Here is a 20487-nt window from a genome sequence, read left to right as displayed (position 1 = left end):
GGAGTGTCTGCCTCCGAGCGGACGACGGGATTCGAACCCGCGACCCTCACCTTGGCAAGGTGATGCTCTACCACTGAGCCACGTCCGCGCGCCACGTTCCACCGGTTCTCACCGGCTTTCCGGGTGCGTCGAGAACTTTAGCCCAGTCCGGACGCGAGAGTCCAACCGGCCCTGCCGACCCCCGGAGTTCCGCACGATCACGCGGGCGACCCGGCGTGTCGCGGTCGGTGCGCGGTCCGCGGAAGGGGCTGGGGGTCGCTCCTGGCTACCGTGAGCGCGTGTCCCGCGACTCCCGTGCCGCCCGCCCTCGCCCAGCCCGGTCCTCCGGCGGGGCTGCGCGCGGGGTGGCGTGGTTCCGCGGGCGGGTGCTGCGCGACGTGGTGGAGCATGTCCCGGACGTGGCGGCCGAGCCGGACCGCCTGCGGGAGCCGGGGCACTGGGTGCTCGTGGGGGAGTTCGAGGGCAGGGTCGTGGCCTGGCGGTTCGCGTCGTCGCGGCCCGACCCGGTCGCCGACGACGGCAGGGGGTGGCACGGCCCCGGCCCCGGGACCTGGCGCTCGTCGCTGTCCCGGGAGCAGTACGTCGACGGCGTCAGGGCGGTGCGGTCCGCGATCCGGGAGGGCGAGGTCTACCAGGCGAACCTCTGCCGGGTGCTCAGCGCCCCGCTGCCCGCCGGCCCCGACGGCGCCGAGCCGGACGCGCGCGCCCTGGGTGCCGTGCTCGCGGCGGGCAACCCCGCACCGTACGCGGGCGGCGTCCACGTCCCCTCGGGGTCGGGCGTGCCCCCGGTGTGGGTGGTCACGGCCTCGCCGGAGCTGTTCCTGCGGGTCTCCGGCGGGTGGGTGACGTCCGCGCCGATCAAGGGCACCGCGCCCGAGTCGGGCGGGTTGACCGTCAAGGACCACGCCGAGAACGTCATGATCACCGACCTGGTGCGCAACGACCTGCAGCGGGTGTGCGAGCCCGGGACGGTGGAGGTCACGACGCTGCTGGGTGTCGAGCGGCACCCCGGTCTGGCCCACCTCGTGTCGACGGTGCGCGGACGGCTGCGGGCGGGCGCGTCCGGCGGCTCCCTGTGGGCCGACCTGCTGGCGGCGACGTTCCCGCCCGGTTCCGTCTCGGGGGCGCCGAAGCGCGCGGCGCTCGACCTGCTGGCGCGCCTCGAGCCGGAGCCGCGCGGCGTGTACTGCGGCGCGGTCGGCGTGGTCGACGTCGCGGCGGACGGCACGGTCGACGCCGAGCTCGCCGTGGGCATCCGGACGTTCGCGTGGCGGGACGGCGTGCTGCGGTTCGGGACCGGTGCCGGCATCACGTGGGGGAGCGACGCCGAGGCCGAGTGGGAGGAGACGGAGCTCAAGGCCCGGCGGCTCGTGGCGCTGGCGTCGGGCGCGGGGGCTGCGTCCCCGGTGCCAGACTGACGCGCGTGGCGACGGCGACGACGGTGCTGTGGGCGGGCGGGCGGCTCCGCGACCCGGCTCAGCCCGTGCTGCCCGGCACCGACGCCGGGTTCACGACCGGGCTCGGGGTGTTCGAGACCTGCGCGGTCCGGTCGGGACGTGCGTTCGCCCTGACCCGGCACCTGGCGCGGCTCGGCGCCTCGCTGCGGGCGCTGGACCTCCCGCCGGTCGACGAGAGGGAGGTCCGTCGGGCCGTCGCCGCGGTCCTCGCCGCGGGGGGGCCGGAGGTCGGCAGGCTGCGGGTCACGGTCGGCGCGGGGGCACCGTCCGGGCGCCCCTCGATGGTCGTCGCGGCCGGACCGGCCCCCGTGCGGGGCCCCGCGCACGTGGTGCGCTCACGCTGGGTGCGCAACGAGCGCTCGCCGCTCGCCGGGCACAAGTCGACGTCGTACGCCGCGGACGTGCTCGCACTGGCCGCCGCGACGGCGGCCGGGGGGAACGAGGCGCTGCTGGCCAACACGCGTGGCGAGCTGTGCGAGGGGACCGGCTCCAACGTGTTCGTCGAGCGGGACGGGGAGCTGCTGACCCCGGCGGCGGCGTCCGGGTGCCTGCCGGGGGTCACGCGGGCGCTGGTCCTGGAGTGGGCGGCCGAGGCCGGGCTGCCGGTGCGGGAGGCCCACGAGGGCGAGCTGCCGTGGTCCGTCGTCGAGGACGTGCGCCGCGGGCGCGCCGGGATGGCGTTGAGCGGGTCGTTGCGCGGGTTCGCGGCGGTGGCCGTGGTGGAGGGCACGGAGGTGGCCGCGGGTCCGCTGACGGAGCGGGTGGCCGCGATCGTCGCGGAGCGGTCGGCGGCGGACCTCGACCCCTGAGCGGCGGCGGTCGCGGCTCTCGACGCGCCGGCTGGGGTCAGGCCGTCAGGAGCGCGGCGATGAGCGCCGCGATCTCGCCCTCCATGCGGTCGCTCTCCGTGCCGAGCGCGACGAGCTGCTCGGTCGCGGTGAGGAACCGCTCGAGCGGCTCCGACGGGGCGGCGAGCAGCGCGCTGCCCTCGACGCCCGTCAGGGAGATCAGCGTGAACAGCGGGTCCTCGTCGCGCCAGACCTGCACGTCGCCGCTGCCCGCGGGGTCGTCGGCGTCGGCGAGCATGCCCTGGAGCAGCAGCTCGCGGCCGAGCAGCCACACGGACGTCGACTGCGGGCTGGTGAACACGGCACGCACCGTGTAGGGGTCGCTCACGCGGTACGACAGCTCCGCGGTCACCGGCAGGACGCTGGCGTCGGAGCTGATGAGCTGCATGGCGACGGACTCGACGACGTCGTACGAGCGCTGGGCCACCGCATCCTCCTTCACCACACGTCTGACGTGGAGACCATGATGGCAGCCGCGGTGGCCCGCGCCGAGACGTGGACGGGAGTTTCACCCGGTGGGACTGCTCAGCCGGGTGCGGGACCTGCCGACAGCGGACCGCCCGCGGACGTCCCCGGGGCCTGATCCCGCTGGTGGAGCGGGATCCCCGGCGGCCGCGGCACCGGTTTCGTCTCCCGGCCGCGGGTCGGGTAGAGTTGGCGACCGCCGGGCGATTGGCGCAGTGGTAGCGCGCTTCGTTCACACCGAAGAGGTCACTGGTTCGAACCCAGTATCGCCCACCGGCTCACGGCCCCCGGTCCCTGCGGACCGGGGGTCGTCCGCGTCCCCGGGCCCTGCGTCCCAGAGGTGTCGTGACCGGTCGGTAGCATCGACCCGGACCCCGCGCGTCAGGCGCGGGCCGACCCGAGGAGACCCCGCAGTGTCCGAGCTCATCACCCTCACCGTCGACGGCACCCGCACCACCGCCGAGACGGGGACGACGGGCACGGACCTGTTCGCCGACCGTCGCGACGTCGTCGTGGCCCGCGTCGACGGGGAGCTGTGGGACCTGTCCCGCCCGCTGCCCGACGGGGCCGTCGTCGAGGGCGTCACCCTCGACTCCCCGGACGGGCTCGCCGTGCTCCGGCACTCGGCCGCGCACGTGCTCGCTCAGGCGGTCCAGGAGGTCAACCCGAAGGCGCGCCTCGGCATCGGCCCGCCCGTGACCGACGGCTTCTACTACGACTTCGACGTCGAGACCCCGTTCACCCCGGAGGACCTCAAGGCCCTCGAGAAGGTGATGAGCCGCATCGTGCGCGAGGGGCAGACCTTCCGACGTGTCGAGGTGACGGACGAGGAGGCGCGCGCGCTCGCCGCCGACGAGCCGTACAAGCTCGAGCTCATCGGCCTGAAGTCGACGGCCGACACCGCGGGCGAGGGCGCGTCGGTGGAGGTGGGCTCCGGCGGGCTGACCTACTACCAGAACGTGCGCGGCGCGGGCCGGGAGTCGGAGACGGTCGTGTGGCAGGACCTCTGCCGCGGCCCCCACCTGCCCAGCACCAAGCTCATCGGCAACGGGTTCCAGCTCACCCGCTCCGCGGCGGCGTACTGGCGCGGCTCCGAGAAGAACCCGCAGCTCCAGCGCATCTACGGCACCGCGTGGCCCACCAAGGACGAGCTCAAGGCGTACCTGGACCGCGTCGCGGAGGCCGAGCGCCGCGACCACCGGCGCCTGGGCGCCGAGCTGGACCTGTTCTCGTTCCCGGACGAGATCGGTTCGGGGCTCGCGGTGTTCCACCCCAAGGGCGGCATCATCCGCATGGAGATGGAGGAGTACTCGCGGCGCAAGCACGTCGAGGCGGGCTACTCGTTCGTCAACTCGCCGCACATCACCAAGGGCAAGCTGTTCGAGACCAGCCGGCACCTCGACTGGTACGCGGACGGCATGTACCCGCCGATGAAGCTCGACGCCGAGTACCACGAGGACGGCACGGTCAAGCGCGAGGGCCAGGACTACTACCTCAAGCCCATGAACTGCCCGATGCACAACCTGGTGTTCGGCGCGCGCGGCCGCTCCTACCGCGAGCTCCCGCTGCGGCTGTTCGAGTTCGGCACGGTGTACCGGTACGAGAAGTCGGGCGTCGTGCACGGCCTGACGCGCGCCCGGGGGTTCACCCAGGACGACGCGCACATCTACACGACCCGCGAGCAGATGCGCGACGAGCTCGCGTCGCTGCTCGGGTTCGTGCTCGACCTGCTGCGCGACTACGGCCTGGACGACTTCTACCTCGAGCTCTCGACGCGGGACCCGGAGAAGTCGGTCGGTGACGACGCGACCTGGGACGAGGCGACCGAGACGCTGCGCGAGGTCGCGACCGGGTCGGGGCTGCAGCTCGTCGACGACCCGGGCGGCGCTGCGTTCTACGGGCCGAAGATCTCGGTCCAGGCCAAGGACGCGATCGGCCGGACGTGGCAGCTGTCGACGATCCAGCTGGACTTCTTCGAGCCGGAGCTCTTCGAGCTCGAGTACACGGCCGCCGACGGCACCCGCCAGCGCCCCGTGATGATCCACCGCGCGCTGTTCGGCTCGATCGAGCGGTTCTTCGCGATCCTCGTCGAGCACTACGCGGGCGCGTTCCCGGCCTGGCTCGCGCCGGTCCAGGTGCTCGCGGTGCCGGTCGCCGAGCCGTTCGAGCCGTACCTCGAGGACGTCGTGGCCCAGCTGCGCGCCCAGGGCATCCGCGCCGAGCTCGACCGCTCCAGCGACCGGTTCGGCAAGAAGATCCGCAACGCCAGCACGCAGAAGATCCCGTTCGTGCTCATCGCCGGCGGCGAGGACGCGGAGGCCGGCGCGGTGTCGTTCCGGTACCGCGACGGCCGCCAGGAGAACGGCGTGCCGGTGGCCGAGGCGGTCGAGCGCATCGTGGCGGCCGTGCGCGAGCACGCGCAGGTCTGAGCGGATGGTCCAGGACGCGCCGGACGGCGTGCCCGGCGACGCGGTGGTGCAGGACGACACCGCGCTCGCCGGGGTGCCGGACGGCTTCGGGCGGCTCTGGGTCCCGCACCGCATGGCGTACATCGGCGGGGAGAACAAGCCGGCCGACGCGTCGGCGGGGGACGGCTGCCCGTTCTGCCGCGCGCCGACGCTGGGCGACGAGGACGGCCTGGTCGTCGCGCGCGGCCGGACCGCGTACGTGCTGCTGAACCTCTACCCGTACAACGGGGGCCACGTGCTGGTCGCCCCGTACCGGCACGTCGCGGACTACACCGACCTCACCGCGGACGAGGTGGTCGAGGTCGCCGAGCTCACCCGCACCGCGATGCGGGTGCTCCGTGCCGTCAGCGCCCCGCACGGGTTCAACCTCGGCATGAACCAGGGTGACGTCGCGGGGGCCGGCATCGCCGCGCACCTGCACCAGCACGTCGTGCCCCGGTGGCCGGGCGACGCGAACTTCCTGCCCGTGGTCGGCCGGACGCGCGCCCTGCCCGAGCTGCTGTCCGACACCCGCGCGCGGCTCGCTGCCGCGTGGCCGCCCGCGCCCGCCGGGGACCCGGCCGGCGCCCAGAGAGGATGACCCGCCTGTGCTGAACGGACTGCGGGGAGCCATGACACGGCTCTTCACGCCGGTGGCCGACACCCTGCTCAAGCGGGGGGTGTCCCCGGACGCCGTCACCGTCACCGGCACCGTGGCCGTGGTCGCGGCCGCACTGTGGCTGTACCCGACCGGGCACTTCCTGGCGGCGAGCCTCGTCATCGCGTTCTTCGCGCTGACCGACTCGCTCGACGGCGTCATGGCGCGTCGCGCCGGGCGGTCCGGCCCGTGGGGCGCGTTCCTCGACTCGACGCTGGACCGGTTCGGCGACGCGGCGATCTTCTCGGGCCTCGTGCTGTGGTTCGCGGGGGACGGCGACTCCCGCTGGGGCCTGGCCGCCGCCCTCGCGTGCCTCGTGACGGGGTCGGTGGTCCCGTACGCCCGGGCGCGCGCCGAGGGGCTCGGGATGACGGCGGCCGTCGGGATCGCGGAGCGCGCGGACCGGCTCGCGACCGTGCTGGTCGCGACCGCCCTGGTCGGCGTCGGCCTGCCGCAGGTGGTGCTGGAGGTCGCGCTCACCCTGCTGGCGGTGGCGGCGCTCGTGACGGTGGTGCAGCGGATGGTCACGGTCCGGCGGCAGGCGGGGGCGGCGGCGTGAGCGCGCCGGCGGACGAGCCGCGGGGCCGGTTCGACGTCGCGCGCGCGTTCGCGCTCGGCTGGCGCGTCGTCGGCAAGGTCCCCGACCCGGTGGTGCGGGGCCTGTTCCGGCTGGTCGCCGACGTGGCGTGGCTGCTGCGCGGCAGCGGCGTGCGCCAGCTCGAGGCGAACCTGCGTCGCGTGCGGCCGGACGCCCGGCCCGACGAGCTGCGTCGCCTCACGCTGCTCGGCATGCGCTCGTACATGCGCTACTACGGCGAGGCCTTCGCCCTGGTCGGCGCCACGCAGGACCAGATCGCCGCACGCGTGCGCCTCGTGGACCCCGGCGAGGTCGTCGGCGAGATCCAGCGCGGGCGGATGGTCGTCATGGCGCTCGGACACCTGGGCAACTGGGACCTGGCGGGCGCGTGGGCGACGACCCACCTGGGACGCACCGTGACGGTGGCGGAGCGGCTCAAGCCGGAGGCCCTGTTCCAGGAGTTCCTGCGGTTCCGCGAGAGCATCGGGCTGGAGATCATCCCGCTGTCCGGCGCCGGCGGCGGGGTGTTCCGCGAGCTGGTGCGCGCCGTCAAGCAGGGGCCCGGCGGCCTCGTGCCGCTGCTCGCCGACCGCGACCTCACGGCGCGCGGGGTCGAGGTCGACCTGTTCGGGGAGCGCGCCCGCGTCGCTGCAGGGCCCGCCGCACTGGCGGTGGCCACCGGCGCCCCGCTGTGCGCGGCCTCCATCACCTACGAGCGGCTGCACGGCGACCGCAGGCGCCGGGCCGGGACCGCCTGGGGCGTGGTCATCGAGTTCGGGCGGCTGCTGACGGTGCCGGGCGACGTGCCCCGCTCGGAGCGGGTCGCGGCGCTCACCCAGGCGTGGGTGGACGACCTGGCGGCCGGCATCGAGCGGGCGCCCCAGGACTGGCACATGCTGCAGAAGGTGTTCGTCGCCGACCTCGACCCGGCGCGGTACGCCCGGACGCGGGCCGCCGCCGGGGAGTCGGCGGGGCGGACGGCGGGGCGGACGGCGGGGGAGGCGGCGCCGTGACGCCCGCCACCGGCCGGCCGCTGCGGATCGGCATCGTCTGCCCCTACTCGTTCGACGTCCCGGGCGGCGTGCAGTTCCACGTGCGGGACCTCGCGGAGGCGCTGATCGCCCGCGGTCACAGTGTCGGCGTGCTCGCGCCGGCGGACGACGACACCCCGATCCCGCCGTACATGACGTCGGCGGGCAAGGCGGTGCCGGTGCGCTACAACGGTGCCGTGGCCCGTCTGACGTTCGGGCCCCTGACAGCGGCGCGGGTGCGGCGCTGGCTCGAGGCCGGGCAGTTCGACGTGCTGCACCTGCACGAGCCGGTGACGCCGTCGCTCAGCATGCTGGCGCTGTGGATCGCCGACGGCCCCGTCGTCGCGACCTTCCACTCCTCGCTCGTGCGCTCCCGGTCGCTGCAGCTCGCGTACCCGCTGGTGCGGCAGTCGCTCGAGAAGATCAGCGCCCGGATCGCGGTGTCCGAGGACGCGCGCCGCACCCTCGTCGAGCACCTCGGCGGCGACGCCGTGGTGATCCCCAACGGCGTGTACGTGGACGCGTTCGCCCGGGCGGGCACGGACCCGCGCTGGGTCGGCACTCCCGAGAGGCCGACCGTGGTGTTCCTCGGCCGCCTGGACGAGTCCCGCAAGGGACTCCCGGTGCTGCTCGACGCGGTGCCGGCCGTCCGGCGGGCGTTCCCCGGGGTCCGGTTCCTCGTCGCGGGCCGCGGCGACACCGGTCCGGAGGAGGCCCGCGAGCTGCTCGGGGACGACGCGGACGCCGTCGAGTTCCTGGGCGGCGTCAGCGACGAGGACAAGGCCCGGCTCCTGGCGTCCGCCGACGTCTACTGCGCGCCGCAGACCGGGGGCGAGTCCTTCGGCATCGTGCTGGTCGAGGCGATGAGCGCGGGGACGGCGGTCGTGGCGTCGGACCTCGGGGCGTTCCGGCGGGTGCTCGACGACGGCCGGGCCGGCGTGCTGTTCCGCACCGGCGACTCCGCGGACCTCGCCCGCACGCTCGGGGACCTGCTGGCCGACCCGGACCGTCGTGCCCGCGTCGCGGCGGCGGGGGAGGCCGCCGTCGGCCGGTACGACTGGTCGTCGGTCACCCACGAGGTGCTGACGGTGTACGAGATGGCGGTGGAGGGCAGCGAGGCGCCCGTCGGCGAGGACCCGACGTCCCGCCGCGGCGCGCGGCTCGACGTGCTGCGCCGGCGGAGGGGTGACGAGTGAGCTGGTCCGAGACGGCCGTCCTGGTGGTGGCCGTGGTGCTGCTGGTGGTCTGGTGGTCGTGGGTCGCCGCCTCCCGGATCGACCGGCTGCACCGCAAGGTCGCGGCGTCGCGCGCCGTCGTCGACACGCAGCTCCTGCGGCGCGCGTCCGCGGCCTCCACGCTCGCGGCGTCCGGGGTGCTCGACCCCGTGAGCAGCGTGCTCGTCGGTGAGGCGTCGTGGGCGTCCATCACGGCGGGCGACCCGCAGACGCAGGGCATGGCCCGCCTGCCCGCGGAGCTGCGCGGCCCCGGCGGTGCCGGGGGGGCGAGCACGGACGCCGCGGACCGCGGTCTGGTCGAGAGCGAGCTCTCCGCGACGCTGCGCGAGGCCCTGGCCGACCCGCAGGAGGTCGCGGAGCTGCGCGAGGAGCCGGGTGCGGCCGAGCTGCTGGCGGCCGTGGCGGACGCCTGGTACCGCGTGCAGCTCGCGCGCCGGTTCCACAACGAGGCCGTCGCCCAGGCGCAGCGGATGCGTCGCGGGTGGGCGGTCCGCACGCTGCGTCTCGCGGGACGTGCGCCCATGCCGCAGACGCTGGAGCTCGACGACGCGTGGCCGCCGGCGCTCGGCCGGCCCGGCGCACCGCCCGCTGCGCCCTGAGACCGTCGCCCGCGCCGTGGGGGTCGCGGAGGACCCGGTGACACCGGCGCGGGGCGTCGGCGACACCGTCCTCCGAGGCGCGGACGGCGCGGCGACGGCTCGGCACCGGTGACTACGATGACCGAGGAACCCATCCCCCTTCCGAACTGCGAGGCCACCGTGACCAGCGACACCACCCCCTCCGCTCCCGTCGACGCGCCCGCGGTCGGCACCGCCCGCGTCAAGCGGGGCATGGCGGAGATGCTCAAGGGCGGCGTGATCATGGACGTCGTCACCCCGGAGCAGGCGAAGATCGCCGAGGACGCCGGCGCGGTGGCCGTCATGGCGCTCGAGCGGGTGCCCGCCGACATCCGCGCGCAGGGCGGCGTGGCGCGGATGAGCGACCCCGACCTGGTCGACGGCATCGTCAACGCGGTGTCCATCCCGGTCATGGCGAAGGCCCGCATCGGCCACTTCGTCGAGGCGCAGGTGCTCCAGGCGCTCGGCGTCGACTACGTCGACGAGTCGGAGGTGCTCACCCCGGCCGACTACGCGCACCACATCGACAAGTGGCAGTTCACGGTGCCGTTCGTCTGCGGCGCGACCAACCTCGGCGAGGCACTGCGCCGCATCACCGAGGGCGCGGCCATGATCCGCTCGAAGGGCGAGGCCGGCACGGGCGACGTGTCGAACGCCACGACCCACATGCGCACCATCCGCGACGAGATCCGCCGCCTGTCGTCGCTGCCCGAGGACGAGCTGTTCCTCGCGGCGAAGGAGCTGCAGGCGCCGTACGACCTGGTGGTCGAGGTGGCCCGCGCCGGCAAGCTGCCGGTCGTGCTGTTCACCGCCGGCGGCATCGCCACCCCGGCCGACGCGGCGATGATGCGCCAGCTCGGGGCCGAGGGCGTCTTCGTGGGCTCGGGCATCTTCAAGTCCGGCAACCCGGCGCAGCGCGCGGCGGCGATCGTGAAGGCGACGACCTTCTACGACGACCCCGACGTGATCGCCCAGGTCTCGCGCGGCCTGGGCGAGGCGATGGTCGGCATCAACGTCGACGACGTGCCGGTGCCGCACCGCCTGGCCGAGCGCGGCTGGTGACCGCACCGCTGCCGTCCGACGGCCCGTCGACCCCCTCCGGGGCCGGCGGGCCGTCGCCGTCCGCGACGGCGTCGGCGCTCGGTGCCGACTGGGTGCTGGGGGAGGACGGCCTGCGGTTCCGGCGGGCCGCCCGCGTGCTGCTGCTCGACGCGGACGACCGGCTGCTGCTGGTGCGTGGGCACGACGCCGACCAGCCGGAGCGGTCCTGGTGGTTCACCGTCGGCGGCGGGATCGACCCGGGCGAGGACGAGAGGTCCGCGGCGCTGCGCGAGCTGCGCGAGGAGACCGGTCTGCTGCTGGACGCCGCGGCGTTGGTGGGGCCGGTGCTGACGCGATCCGCGGTGTTCGACTTCTACGCCGAGCGCTGCCGGCAGGACGAGGTGTTCTTCCTGGCCCGGGTCGGCGCGGCGCTGGACACGGGCGCGCTCGACCGCGGGGGCTGGACGGACGTCGAGCTCGACCTGCTGGACGAGATGCGGTGGTGGCGCCTGGACGACCTGGCGTCCGAGACCCGCGAGGTGTTCCCCGAGGGCCTGCCCGACCTGGTGCGCCCGCTGCTGCGCGGGTGGGACGGGACCGTGCGTCACCTCGGTCTCCAGCGCGACGACTGAATTCCGTACCGGGGGGTAACTTCGGGCGTCCGGGTTCGGGTATCGTCGGCCGGTGCCCACCTCGACCTCCCCTGTGACCCGCATGCACCGCAGCGGCATCCGCACGCTCATGGAGCTGGCGATGCGCGATCCGGAGGCCATCCGGCTGGAGATCGGCGAGCCCGACGTGCCCACGCCCGCGCACGTCGTCGAGGCGGCGGGCCGCGACGCCGCCGCCGGGCACACCGGCTACACGTCGAGCACCGGCAGCCCTGAGCTGCGCGAGGCCCTGGCCGCGAAGGTGCGCCGCGTCAACGGGCTCGACGTCACCGCGGCGGACGTCGTGGTCACGCACGGCGCCATGCACGGCCTCGCGATGGCGATCAACGCGCTCGCCGGGCCCGGGGACGAGATCCTCGTGCCGGACCCCGAGTTCCCCAACTGGCGCATGGCGGCCGTGGCCGTCGGTGTCGACGTCGGGACCTACCCCGCGCGGGCTGCGAACGGCTTCGTGCCGACGCTCGCGGACATCGCCGCGGCGATCACCCCGGCGACCCGCGCGATCGTGGTGTGCTCCCCGAACAACCCGACCGGCGCCATGTACCCGTCCGAGCTGCTCGCGGGGGTCGTCGAGCTCGCGCGCGAGCGCGACCTGTGGGTGTTCTCGGACGAGTGCTACGAGGCCATCACGTTCGACCGGCCGCACGTCGGCCCGGCTGCGTTCGACACCGACGGCCGGGTGCTGACGTTCTTCTCGTTCTCCAAGACCTACGCGATGACGGGCTGGCGGCTCGGCTACGTCGTCTCGCGCGACCCCGGCGTGATCGACCTGCTCGGCCAGGTCGCCGAGGCCACCGTCGCCTGTCCGTCGTCCGTCAGCCAGCGGGCGGCCCTCGCGGCGCTGACCGGGCCGCAGGACGACGTCGTCACGGCCGTGGCCTCCTACCGCGAGCGGCGCGACGCGGCTGTCGCGCTGCTCGACTCCCGCGGGGTGCCGTCCGTGCCGCCACGCGGCGCCTTCTACCTGATGGTGGACGTGTCGGCCGCCACGACCGACTCGGAGGCGTTCGCGCTGCGGCTGCTCGACGAGCGCCACGTCTCCGTGTCTCCGGGCAGCGCGTTCGGCGTCGGTGGCGAGGGCATGGTCCGGGTGTCGCTGGCGAGCGAGCGGTCCGCGCTGCTCGAGGGGCTGACGCGCCTGGCGGACATGGTCGACGCGTGGCAGGCCGTCGAGGTCCCGGCGGGCGTCCGCGAGACGGCGGACGGAGCTGTCACCGCCGATTCGTAGGATGAGGCGTGTGAGCGCTTCCCCCACCATCGGTGTCCTCGCCCTGCAGGGCGACGTCCGCGAGCACCTCGCCGCCCTGCGCGGCAGCGGTGCCGAGGCGGTGCCCGTCCGGCGCACGTCCGAGCTCGACGCCGTCGACGCCCTCGTGCTGCCCGGCGGCGAGTCCACGACCATCGACAAGCTGCTCCGCGCGTTCGGCCTCGACGCGCCCGTCCGCGAGCGGCTGGCCGCCGGGATGCCGGCCTACGGGTCGTGCGCCGGGATGATCCTCCTGGCCGACCGCATCGAAGGTGGCATCGACGGTCAGCGCACCCTCGGCGGGCTCGACGTGACGGTGCGCCGCAACGCCTTCGGCCGGCAGGTGGACTCGTTCGAGACCGATCTGCGCATCGACGGCGTCCCCGGCACCGACACCGACCCGGTGCACGCCGTCTTCATCCGGGCACCCTGGGTGGAGGAGGTCGGGCCCGCGGCGACCGCCCTGGCCCTCGTGGAGTCCGGGCCCGCCGCCGGTAGGATCGTCGCGGTGCGCCAGGGCTCGTTGCTCGCCACGTCCTTCCACCCGGAGGTGACGGGGGACACGCGGGTGCACCGGCTGTTCGTCGAGATCGTCCGCGACGCCCTGTGAGAGCGGGGCGCGACCCGCTGCCGGGTCGCGCCGCACCGCCGGCCGGGGGAGCGCAGGGACGGCGCGGAAACGAGAGGGAATCGATGTCGGGGCACTCCAAGTGGGCCACCACGAAGCACAAGAAGGCCGTGATCGACGCGAAGCGCGGCAAGCTCTTCGCCAAGCTCATCAAGAACATCGAGGTGGCCGCGCGCACCGGCGGGGGTGACCCCGCGGGCAACCCGACGCTCTACGACGCGATCCAGAAGGCCAAGAAGACCTCCGTCCCGAACGACAACATCGAGCGGGCGGTCAAGCGCGGCTCCGGTGCCGAGGCCGGCGGCGCGGACTACCAGACGATCCTGTACGAGGGCTACGGCCCCGGCGGCATCGCGGTCCTCGTCGAGTGCCTCACCGACAACCGCAACCGCGCGGCCGCCGACGTGCGTGTCGCGTTCACCCGCAGCGGCGGGCAGATGGCCGACCCCGGGTCGGTCTCGTACCTGTTCTCCCGCAAGGGCGTCGTCATGGTCCCCAAGGAGGGCACCACCGAGGACGACGTCATGATGGCGGTCCTCGAGGCCGGCGCCGAGGAGGTCAACGACGCGGGCGACCAGTACGAGGTGCTGTCCGAGGCCACCGACCTCGTGCCCGTCCGGACCGCGCTGCAGGACGCCGGCATCGAGTACGACTCCGCCGACGTGGTGTTCTACCCCGCGACGCAGATCGAGGTCGACGCCGAGGGCGCCCGCAAGATCCTGCGCCTCATCGACGCCCTCGAGGACTCCGACGACGTGCAGAACGTGTACGCGAACTTCGACGCCTCCGACGAGGTCATGGCGGAGCTCGACGCCGACTGACCTCCCGCGGCGGCCCTCCGCGGTCGCGCGCCCGACGACGCCCCGCCCGCCCCGTGCGCCGCGGGGCGCCGTCGCGTCCGGGCACCTGCTGGGACGGCGGACGGATCCGGACGCACCGACACGCCGGGCGGGTCCGTCCGCCCGGATCCGGACGGCGCGTCGGGGGGCTGCGAGGATGGCCGGGTGCGCGTACTCGGTGTGGACCCCGGCCTGACCCGGTGCGGGCTGGGCGTCGTCGACGGCCTGCCCGGCCGGAAGGTGCGGATGGTGGCCGTCGGTGTCGCGCAGAGCGCGGCCACGCAGGACGTCGACCAGCGGCTGCTCGTCATCGCCGCGAGCATCGACGAGTGGCTCGAGGAGCACGCGCCCGACGCGCTGGCCGTCGAGCGCGTGTTCGCCCAGCACAACGTCCGCACGGTCATGGGCACGGCGCAGGTCGCGGGCATCGCGATGCTCGCGGCCGCGCGGCGTCGTATCCCGGTCGCCATGCACACGCCCTCGGAGGTCAAGGCGGCCGTGACCGGCAACGGCCGTGCCGAGAAGCCGCAGGTGCAGTCGATGGTCCAGCGCCTGCTGTCGCTCGACGAGCTGCCGCGTCCCGCCGACGCCGCCGACGCGCTCGCGCTGGCGATCTGCCACCTGTGGCGCCCGGCGGGGGCGATCGGCTCGCCGCAGCGCGCACCCGGGTCGCTCACCGCGGCGCAGCGCGCGTGGGCGAAGGCCGAGCAGGCGTCGCGCCGCGTCCGCGCCTGACACGACGGCGGCCCGGGCGGCGCGTGTCGTTCGTACACCTGTTCGCACGGTCGTGGCAGACTGCACGCCGACGTCCGACCTCGCGGCGTCCGACGGGAAGGAGCCGGTGTGATCGCCTCGGTGCACGGGACGGTGCAGGCCGTGCGGCTGGACGCCGCCGTGGTGGAGGTCGGCGGCGTCGGCATGCTCGTGCAGGCGACCCCGGCGACGCTCGCCGGGCTGCGGGTCGGGCAGCAGGCGACCCTGCACACCTCGCTCGTCGTCCGCGAGGACGCGCTGACGCTGTTCGGGTTCGCGGACGGCGACGAGCGGGAGGTGTTCGAGGTGCTGCAGACCGTCAGCGGCGTCGGACCTCGGCTCGCGCTGGCGATGCTCGCCGTGCACACCCCGGACGGTCTGCGGCGCGCAGTCGCGGACGAGGACCTCGCGGCCCTCAAGCGGGTGCCCGGCATCGGGCACAAGGGCGCGCAGCGCATCGTCCTCGAGCTCGCCGACCGGCTCGGCGCCCCCGCGGCGGCCGGCGTCCCGGGCGGTCCGGCGGCCGCGGCGCGCCCCGGCGACCGCCGCGACCAGGTCGTCGAGGCGCTGGTCGGGCTGGGCTGGAACCAGAAGGCGGCGGCCGACGCGGTCGCGGGCGTGCTGGAGGGCGGCGACGAGCCGGTCGCCGAGTCCGAGGTCGCGGGCGTGCTGCGCGCCGCGCTCCGGGCCCTGGGCGGTGGGCGTGGCTGACGCGGACTCCGTCGTGCGCCCGGAGGCCGACGACCTCGAGCGGGCGGCCGAGGCGGCGCTGCGGCCCCGCCACCTCGCGGAGTTCGTCGGGCAGCGGGTGGTGCGCGAACAGCTCTCGCTGGTGCTGCAGGCGGCGCTCGGCCGGGGGCGCGCACCGGACCACGTGCTGCTGTCCGGCCCGCCCGGGCTCGGCAAGACGACGCTCGCCATGATCATCGCCGCGGAGCTGGGGACGTCGCTGCGCGTCACGAGCGGCCCGGCGATCCAGCACGCGGGGGACCTCGCGGCGATCCTGTCCTCGCTCGAGGAGGGCGAGGTGCTGTTCCTCGACGAGATCCACCGCCTCGCGCGCCCCGCCGAGGAGCTGCTGTACGTGGCGATGGAGGACTTCCGCGTCGACGTGGTCGTGGGCAAGGGTGCGGGGGCCAGCGCCATCCCGCTGTCCCTGCCGCCGTTCACGGTGGTGGGCGCGACCACGCGCGCCGGCCTGCTGCCCGCGCCGCTCCGGGACCGGTTCGGCTTCACGGGGCACCTCGACTTCTACGCCGACGACGAGCTGGAGCGGGTGCTGCTGCGGTCGGCCGGGCTGCTGGGCGTGCCTCTCGCGCCCGACGCCGCCGCGGAGATCGCGTCGCGGTCCCGGGGCACCCCGCGCATCGCGAACCGTCTGCTGCGCCGGGTGCGGGACTGGGCGCAGGTGCGGGGGGACGGCACGCTCTCGCTCGCCGCCGCCCGCGCGGCGCTCGAGGTCTACGAGGTCGACGTCCGCGGGCTGGACCGCCTGGACCGGGCTGTGCTCTCCGCGCTGTGCAGCCGGTTCGGCGGCGGGCCGGTCGGGCTGACCACGCTCGCGGTGGCCGTGGGGGAGGAGCCGGAGACGGTGGAGACGGTCGCCGAGCCGTTCCTCGTCCGCGAGGGCCTGATCGGCCGGACGCCGCGCGGCAGGGTCGCGATGCCCGACGCCTGGGCGCATCTCGGGCTCACGCCACCGGTGCCCACGGACAGCCTGTTCGGCTGAGCGGGGAACCCGCCGACGCCCCCGCTCGTTAGGAGCCCGGGACCGTGGCGCCTAGACTGCGGCCGACGTCAGACGCGATCAGGAGCTGTTTCTCCGTGGACTACTCGTTTCTCATCATCCTCGCCATCGGACTCGGGGCGATGTTCCTGCTGTCCTCGCGGCAGCGCAAGGCGCAGCGCCAGCAGCTGAGCTTCCGTGACAACCTGCAGCCGGGCCAGGAGGTCATGACCGGCTCGGGCATGTACGGGACCGTGGTCGAGGTCGAGGACGACGTCGTGACGCTGGAGTCGACCCCCGGCAACCGGTCGCGCTGGATCAAGGCCGCCATCGCCCGCCTGGTCGAGCCGCCGGTCGAGGAGGACGAGGTCGAGGACGAGGGCGACGCCGAGTGGCGTGACGAGCCCGGGGCGGTGCCGCCGGGGCTCATCGACGTGCCGGACGACCTGTCCTCGCTGCAGCCGCCGCGCGACGACGAGGGCCCGGACGGCCGGAAGAAGCCGCAGCAGTAGTCGAGGGGCCGGCCCACCGGGCCGGCAGCCCACCACCCGTACCGCCCGCGTCCCGTGGGCGGTACGCGCACGAGAGAAGACGATCCGTTGGCCCCACCCACCCGCCGCCGGCACCCGGCGCGCACCCTGATCACGCTCGCCGTCCTGACCGTGGCGGTGTTCGCCACGATCTTCGCGGGGACGCGTCTCTCCGACGCGACCTGGTCGCCCAAGCTGGCGCTCGACCTCGAGGGCGGCACGCAGCTGATCCTCGCGCCCGTCGCCGAGGACGAGTCGCAGGTCACGCAGGAGACGATCGACCAGGCGATCCAGGTGATCCGGCAGCGCGTGGACTCCTCGGGCGTCGCCGAGGCGGAGATCACGAGCCAGGGCGGGTCCAACATCGTCGTGGCCCTGCCGGGTCGGCCGAGCGAGGAGACGCTCGACCTCGTGCGCACGTCCGCGCAGATGGAGTTCCGGCCGGTGCTGACGTACGCCGGCCCGCAGCCCACCGCGGACGCGAGTGCCGACCCGTCCGCGTCCCCGACGGACGGCGCCACCGCAGCCGCCGACGACGCGGCGGCCGACGACGCGGCGGCTGACGACGCGGCGACCGGCAGCGACGCCGAGGAGCCGTCGGACGAGCCCACCAAGGACGCCCCGGACTCTCCGAGCGACGCCGAGTACTACATCACCCCGGCCGTGCAGGCGCGGTTCGACGAGCTGGACTGCACGGACCCGGCGAACCTCACGGGCGGGAGGTCCGGCGACGCCGACAAGGCGCTCGTGACCTGCGACCCGGACGGCACGCTGAAGTACATCCTCGGGCCGGTCGAGATCAAGGGCTCCAGCATCGCGAACGCGTCCTCGGGTCTGCGCGTCAACCAGAACGGCACCGTCACGAACGAGTGGGTCGTGGACCTGGAGTTCGACGGCCAGGGGACCAAGGAGTTCGCGGCCGTGACCGAGCGGCTGCAGGGGCTGACCTCGCCGCAGAACCAGTTCGGCATCGTGCTGGACGGTCTCGTGATCTCGGCGCCCTCGCTCGACCCGGGAGTCGTCATCTCCGACGGCAGGGCCCAGATCTCGGGCTCGTTCACCCGCGACACGGCGACGAGCCTCGCGAACCAGCTGAAGTTCGGTGCGCTGCCCCTGACCTTCGAGGTGCAGAGCCAGGAGCAGATCTCCGCGACGCTCGGCTCGGAGCAGCTCGAGAAGGGTCTCATCGCGGGCCTCATCGGCCTCCTGCTCGTGGTCGTGTACTCGCTCTTCCAGTACCGGGCCCTCGGCCTGGTCACCGTCGCCTCGCTGGTGATCGCGGCGGTCCTGACGTACGGCGTCATCACGTTGCTGTCGTGGACGCAGGGGTACCGGCTGTCGCTGCCCGGAGTCGCCGGCCTCATCGTCGCGATCGGCATCACCGCGGACTCGTTCATCGTGTACTTCGAGCGCATCCGCGACGAGCTGCGCGAGGGCCGCACGCTGGTCGCCGCTGTGGACCGGGGCTGGGAGCGCGCGCGGCGGACGATCCTGGCGTCCGACGCCGTCAACTTCCTGGCCGCCGTGGTGCTGTACTTCCTCGCGGTCGGGTCGGTGCGCGGCTTCGCGTTCACGCTGGGGCTGACGACCCTGCTCGACCTGCTGATCGTCTTCACGTTCACGCACCCGGTGATGCTGCTCATCGCGAAGACGCGGTTCTTCGCGAGCGGCCACCGGTTCTCCGGGCTCGACCCGCGCCGCCTGGGTGCCCCGGACCAGTCCCGGTACGTGGGCCGCGGCCGGGTGGCGCGCGGTCCGCGCACCGAGCCTGCGGCCGGCGCCGGCACCCCGGACGCCGAGCGGGCCGGGCTGACCCGCCCGGCCGTCGCCTCGACGCTCGTGGCCACGCCCACGGCGCCCGGCGGCACGATCGCCGAGCGGCGGGCGGCCGCCCGCGCCGCCCAGCAGGCGGCGCAGGACGAGCAGGCGGGTGATGCCCCGCCGGACGGCCCGCCGCAGGACGGCGCCGCCGACAGCGGCCCCGCCGGCCAGGGCGACGCACGACGGACCGAGGGGAGCGACGCCTGATGGCCGTCAACTTCGCCCAGTGGGGCAACGACCTGTACACCGGTCGGCGTTCGTACGACATCGTCGGGCGCCGCCGGGTGTGGTTCACGATCTCCGGGATCCTCGTGCTGCTGTCGGCGGTCTTCCTCGTGAAGCCGGGACTGCAGCCGGGCATCGAGTTCCGGGGAGGCTCGGAGTTCACCGTCTCCAACGCCGCGACGTCCGACCAGCAGCCCGCGGTAGACGCGGTGGCCGAGGTCGCGCCGGAAGAGGTTCCCCGCGTCACGAACGTCGGCTCCTCGTCCATCCGCATCCAGACGGCCGAGCTGACCAACGACCAGGTCGACCAGGTCCGGACCGCCCTCCAGGAGGCGTACGGCGTCACGGAGGACGACGTCGCGAGCTCGTTCATCGGCCCGACCTGGGGCAAGGACGTGTCGCAGAAGGCTGCGATCAGCCTCGTGGTGTTCCTCGTGCTGGTCGCGCTGGTCCTGACGATCTACTTCCGGAACTGGCGGATGGCCGTCGCGGCGATCATCGCGCTGTTCCACGACCTCATCGTGACGGTCGGGGTCTACGCCGCCGTCGGGTGGGAGGTCACGCCGGCCACGGTGATCGGGTTCCTGACGATCCTCGCGTACTCGATCTACGACACCGTCGTGGTGTTCGACAAGGTGCGCGAGAACACCACCGGCGTGCTCGACCAGACCCGCGCGACGTACGCCGAGCGGGCGAACCTGGCGGTGAACCAGACGCTCGTCCGGTCGATCAACACGTCCGTCGTGGCGCTGCTGCCGGTCGCGGGCATCCTGTTCATCGGCGCGTTCGTGCTCGGCGCCGGCACCCTGCGCGACATCGCGCTGGCGCTCTTCGTCGGCATGATCGTCGGCGCGTTCTCGTCGGTGTTCCTCGCGACCCCGCTGGAGGTCGCCCTGCGGGTGCGCGAGCAGCCGATCCGGGAGCACACCGAGAAGGTGCTGACCGCCCGCGCCCGCGCGGCCGGTGCGGCCGACGCCCCCGGCGCGGAGGGTGCACCGGTCGCCGTGGCCCGTGCCACCGGCCAGGTCCGCCCCGGCGGCCACCAGGGTCCCGCCGCCCAACCCCGCAGGAAGGGACGCCGATGACCGGCCGCCCGCACGACTCCGTGACGTTGACCGGCCAGGCGCTGGTGGACCGGGTCGACGCGCTGGTGCGCGACGTCCCCGACTACCCGACGCCCGGGGTCGTGTTCAAGGACATCACCCCGCTGCTGGCCGACGGCGCGGCGTTCGCCGCGGTCGTCCAGGAGATGGCCGCCCGCGCGCCGGGCCCGGTCGACCTGGTGGCCGGCATGGAGGCGCGGGGCTTCATCCTCGCCGCGCCCGTCGCCGCCGCGCTGGGCGCCGGGTTCCTGCCGGTGCGCAAGGCCGGCAAGCTGCCCGGGCCGACCGCCCGCCGCGACTACTCCCTGGAGTACGGCGCGGCGTCGGTCGAGCTGCACCCGTTCACGGTGCCGGCCGGGTCCCGGGTGCTGGTCGTCGACGACGTCCTCGCGACCGGAGGCACGGCCGCAGCGACCGTCGAGCTGCTCCACGAGTGCGGTGCCGAGGTGGTGGGGCTGTCGTTCCTGCTGGACCTGACGTTCCTCCCGGGGCGGTCGCGTCTGGCGGGTCACCAGGTGGACGCGCTGCTCGCCGTGGACTGACGAGCGGCGGCACCGCGCCGACGCCGT

The 20487-nt window shown here is 74.5% G+C and carries 21 protein-coding genes and 2 tRNA genes; 21 read left to right on the top strand and 2 right to left on the bottom strand.

Annotated features, from left to right (window positions below; all coding sequences use genetic code 11):
- Positions 1 to 16: 16 nt before the first annotated feature.
- Positions 17 to 88, bottom strand: a tRNA-Gly gene (locus K5O09_RS10390).
- A gap of 190 nt (positions 89 to 278) precedes the next feature.
- Here K5O09_RS10390 and K5O09_RS10385 point away from each other — a divergent pair.
- Both K5O09_RS10385 and K5O09_RS10380 read left to right on the top strand, forming a co-directional pair.
- Positions 279 to 1418 (top strand): chorismate-binding protein, encoded by a 1140-nt coding sequence (locus tag K5O09_RS10385; protein ID WP_222169492.1) that lies wholly within the window; start codon positions 279 to 281, stop codon positions 1416 to 1418.
- A gap of 5 nt (positions 1419 to 1423) precedes the next feature.
- Positions 1424 to 2266, top strand: a complete 843-nt coding sequence (locus K5O09_RS10380; protein WP_255595226.1) for an aminotransferase class IV — start codon at positions 1424 to 1426, stop codon at positions 2264 to 2266.
- Between the two features lie 37 nt (positions 2267 to 2303).
- Here the strand turns inward: K5O09_RS10380 and K5O09_RS10375 are convergent, their stop codons facing one another.
- Positions 2304 to 2732: an SsgA family sporulation/cell division regulator gene (locus K5O09_RS10375; protein WP_222169491.1), complete on the bottom strand. Its 429-nt coding sequence runs from the start codon at positions 2730 to 2732 to the stop codon at positions 2304 to 2306.
- A 239-nt stretch (positions 2733 to 2971) separates the two neighbouring features.
- Here K5O09_RS10375 and K5O09_RS10370 point away from each other — a divergent pair.
- From K5O09_RS10370 to K5O09_RS10280, 19 genes are all read left to right on the top strand, one after another.
- Positions 2972 to 3043 (top strand) — tRNA-Val (locus K5O09_RS10370).
- A 140-nt stretch (positions 3044 to 3183) separates the two neighbouring features.
- On the top strand, positions 3184 to 5199 hold the full coding sequence (gene thrS / locus K5O09_RS10365) for a threonine--tRNA ligase (RefSeq protein ID WP_222169490.1): 2016 nt from the start codon (positions 3184 to 3186) through the stop codon (positions 5197 to 5199).
- Positions 5200 to 5203: 4 nt separating this feature from the next.
- Positions 5204 to 5818, top strand: a complete 615-nt coding sequence (locus tag K5O09_RS10360; RefSeq protein ID WP_222169489.1) for an HIT domain-containing protein — start codon at positions 5204 to 5206, stop codon at positions 5816 to 5818.
- Positions 5819 to 5825: 7 nt separating this feature from the next.
- Positions 5826 to 6434, top strand: a complete 609-nt coding sequence (gene pgsA / locus K5O09_RS10355) for a phosphatidylinositol phosphate synthase (RefSeq protein ID WP_222169488.1) — start codon at positions 5826 to 5828, stop codon at positions 6432 to 6434.
- Complete coding sequence (locus K5O09_RS10350) at positions 6431 to 7465, top strand: phosphatidylinositol mannoside acyltransferase (RefSeq protein ID WP_222169487.1); 1035 nt, start codon at positions 6431 to 6433, stop codon at positions 7463 to 7465. The genes pgsA and K5O09_RS10350 overlap by 4 nt, the downstream gene beginning before the upstream one ends.
- A 20-nt stretch (positions 7466 to 7485) precedes the next feature.
- Positions 7486 to 8679 carry a glycosyltransferase family 4 protein gene (locus tag K5O09_RS10345; protein WP_222172718.1) on the top strand — a complete coding sequence of 398 codons (1194 nt, stop codon included), beginning with the start codon at positions 7486 to 7488 and terminating at the stop codon, positions 8677 to 8679.
- Positions 8676 to 9317, top strand: a complete 642-nt coding sequence (locus tag K5O09_RS10340) for a hypothetical protein (RefSeq protein WP_222169486.1) — start codon at positions 8676 to 8678, stop codon at positions 9315 to 9317. Before K5O09_RS10345 ends, K5O09_RS10340 begins: the two co-directional genes overlap by 4 nt.
- 117 nt (positions 9318 to 9434) lie before the next feature.
- A complete protein-coding gene (gene pdxS, locus K5O09_RS10335; protein ID WP_255595222.1) occupies positions 9435 to 10397 on the top strand; it encodes a pyridoxal 5'-phosphate synthase lyase subunit PdxS in 963 nt (320 codons plus the stop codon).
- Positions 10391 to 11008, top strand: coding sequence for an NUDIX hydrolase (locus K5O09_RS10330; RefSeq protein ID WP_370635577.1), 618 nt, complete (start codon positions 10391 to 10393; stop codon positions 11006 to 11008). The genes pdxS and K5O09_RS10330 overlap by 7 nt, the downstream gene beginning before the upstream one ends.
- A gap of 52 nt (positions 11009 to 11060) precedes the next feature.
- Entirely contained in the window at positions 11061 to 12275 is a 1215-nt protein-coding gene (locus K5O09_RS10325) for a pyridoxal phosphate-dependent aminotransferase (protein ID WP_255595221.1), read from the top strand.
- A gap of 10 nt (positions 12276 to 12285) precedes the next feature.
- Entirely contained in the window at positions 12286 to 12903 is a 618-nt protein-coding gene (gene pdxT, locus K5O09_RS10320) for a pyridoxal 5'-phosphate synthase glutaminase subunit PdxT (protein WP_255595220.1), read from the top strand.
- 83 nt (positions 12904 to 12986) lie between these two features.
- On the top strand, positions 12987 to 13742 hold the full coding sequence (locus K5O09_RS10315) for a YebC/PmpR family DNA-binding transcriptional regulator (protein WP_222169484.1): 756 nt from the start codon (positions 12987 to 12989) through the stop codon (positions 13740 to 13742).
- A gap of 183 nt (positions 13743 to 13925) precedes the next feature.
- Entirely contained in the window at positions 13926 to 14495 is a 570-nt protein-coding gene (ruvC, locus tag K5O09_RS10310; RefSeq protein ID WP_222169483.1) for a crossover junction endodeoxyribonuclease RuvC, read from the top strand.
- A gap of 108 nt (positions 14496 to 14603) precedes the next feature.
- Positions 14604 to 15224, top strand: a complete 621-nt coding sequence (ruvA, locus tag K5O09_RS10305; protein WP_222169482.1) for a Holliday junction branch migration protein RuvA — start codon at positions 14604 to 14606, stop codon at positions 15222 to 15224.
- A complete protein-coding gene (ruvB, locus tag K5O09_RS10300) occupies positions 15217 to 16242 on the top strand; it encodes a Holliday junction branch migration DNA helicase RuvB (protein ID WP_255595219.1) in 1026 nt (341 codons plus the stop codon). The genes ruvA and ruvB overlap by 8 nt, the downstream gene beginning before the upstream one ends.
- A 95-nt stretch (positions 16243 to 16337) precedes the next feature.
- Positions 16338 to 16751, top strand: coding sequence for a preprotein translocase subunit YajC (gene yajC / locus K5O09_RS10295; RefSeq protein ID WP_222169480.1), 414 nt, complete (start codon positions 16338 to 16340; stop codon positions 16749 to 16751).
- A gap of 87 nt (positions 16752 to 16838) precedes the next feature.
- Positions 16839 to 18797: a protein translocase subunit SecD gene (gene secD / locus K5O09_RS10290; RefSeq protein WP_222169479.1), complete on the top strand. Its 1959-nt coding sequence runs from the start codon at positions 16839 to 16841 to the stop codon at positions 18795 to 18797.
- A complete protein-coding gene (gene secF, locus K5O09_RS10285; RefSeq protein WP_222169478.1) occupies positions 18797 to 19900 on the top strand; it encodes a protein translocase subunit SecF in 1104 nt (367 codons plus the stop codon). Before secD ends, secF begins: the two co-directional genes overlap by 1 nt.
- Complete coding sequence (locus K5O09_RS10280) at positions 19897 to 20460, top strand: adenine phosphoribosyltransferase (RefSeq protein ID WP_222169477.1); 564 nt, start codon at positions 19897 to 19899, stop codon at positions 20458 to 20460. The genes secF and K5O09_RS10280 overlap by 4 nt, the downstream gene beginning before the upstream one ends.
- Positions 20461 to 20487 lie beyond the last annotated feature (27 nt).

The sequence above is a fragment of the Cellulomonas sp. C5510 genome (genome assembly GCF_019797765.1).
GTDB lineage: Bacteria > Actinomycetota > Actinomycetes > Actinomycetales > Cellulomonadaceae > Cellulomonas.
The sequence above is the reverse complement of the archived record's forward strand: the minus strand, read 5'-3'. Positions and strand labels throughout refer to the sequence as shown.